This is a genomic window from Spiroplasma endosymbiont of Megaselia nigra (assembly GCF_003987485.1).
GTDB lineage: Bacteria > Bacillota_I > Bacilli_A > Mycoplasmatales > Mycoplasmataceae > Spiroplasma.
Map to the genome: position 1 here is coordinate 1 of NZ_RCOO01000223.1, position 1,687 is coordinate 1,687.

1 protein-coding gene, 1 tRNA gene and 1 pseudogene are annotated in these 1,687 nt (G+C 22.9%); 2 read left to right on the forward strand and 1 reads right to left on the reverse strand.

What is annotated here, in order from left to right; all coding sequences use genetic code 4:
• A pseudogene (locus D9R21_RS07540) lies at positions 1 to 181 on the forward strand (IS3 family transposase); the annotation flags it as partial.
• Between the two features lie 417 nt (positions 182 to 598).
• Positions 599 to 674: transfer RNA gene (locus D9R21_RS06290), tRNA-His, on the forward strand.
• Between the two features lie 200 nt (positions 675 to 874).
• Here D9R21_RS06290 and D9R21_RS07545 read toward each other — a convergent pair.
• Positions 875 to 1,687 (reverse strand): IS30 family transposase (locus D9R21_RS07545; protein WP_158613960.1); only part of this gene is annotated, 813 nt, incomplete at its 5' end.

Below are 1,687 nucleotides of genomic sequence, written 5' to 3' on the forward strand. Positions count from 1 at the left end.
GGGTAAAAATTATCATTGTGCTGATAATATTGTTATTGAAAGTTTTCATTCTTTATTAAAAAAAGCAACAATTCATAACAATATTTACTTATCGCATGATGAATATATTAATGATGTTAAAAAATGAAATAAATGATATTCAAGCCGCAAAGAAAAGGATATAATAAATAAAAGTTTATAAACCTTTTTTACTAATACTTACTTTTTGGGGTGCACTCTAATTATGGTTTGCTTTTTTATCTTTATACTTTTTTAAGAAGTTAATAACATCTGTTTCAGTTTGAACGTAACTAGCAAAACAAAGAAATTTAACATTACGAATTATTAATTCTTTAGTTAAAATTTTATTTTTCTTAATTATATACATTTTGTTATTCTTTTTCTATTTTTACTCCCTTGGGTACTACATAGCTGTACCTAATATATTATATAATATAAAATTAATGATAAGATTTATTAACATAATAATCCTTTTTAAAGTAATATCTTATTTATTTTAATGTTATAAAAAATATGTTTTTAAGATGTAGGAATAATTCTATTTACATTTTTTTGTTTTAAGTTATAATAAATAAGGTTATTTATATAATCAGATATGGCGGTTGTGGCGAAGAGGTTAACGCTCCGGATTGTGGCTCCGGCATTCGTGGGTTCAAGTCCCATCAGCCGCCCCATTTTTAACTACAAAAGTAGTTTTTTTTTATTTTTGTAAATTGTACTATGAAGTGTAGCACTTTATTTGATTTCATTATAACATCAATAAAATAAATGTTCAATATAATTTATTTTAAAAAAATTTAGTAGTTTTGTTTTAAATTTATGAATTTTGGAACACTGAAAAATAAAATGATTAAAATTTTTATAGGTAATTATATTAAAAATTAAACATTTGTATAAAAACTTCTTTTGAAGATAGTCAATGTAAAGATTTTTTAAGTTTAGAGTTTATTATATTGGCAACTTCTTGATAATAATTTCTTGAATAAATACTTAAATCAATTCCTTTGGAAAATAAATGTCTAAAATCACGAATTGCTCTTTCAACTTTGGGTTTTTGTGTTGGAGTTCCAGCATCACAAAAATATACTTTAGCATTTGTTATTTTTTCAATTTTTTCTCAATCAGCAAATTCTTTGCCTTGATCTGTTATTATTCCTTTGCATCTATCTTTAAAAAATCTGTTAGAAAAAATTCGTTCTACTGCGTTTATAACTTCTTTTGTTGTTTTTTCTTTTAATGGTTCAATGATTTTAAATTGGGTTAATTCTTCGATTAAAACTAAACAAACACTATTGTTTTTACTAACCATAGTATCCATTTGAAATCAACCAAATTCATATTTATCATGTTTTGCTTCTTCAATAGTTCTAAAATTTCTTATTTTTCCACGGTTATCAATTCTATTTTTTGTTTTATATTTTCTACCATGAAAATACAAATTATCTTTCTTGAAATTTAAAAATCCCAAATGAATATATTTATATAAAGTTTTAAAACATACTGGAAATTTAATACCAAACTCTTTTTCATATTTTTTACAGATTTGTTCTGGTGAATCATGAAATTTGTTATATTTTTCATCTAGTCATTCTAAAATATTTAGCAATAATGATGATTTTTTAAAACATTTTTGTCGTTTTTGTAAATAATCTTCGTGTGCTAATTTAGCGTCATATTCATTATCTTT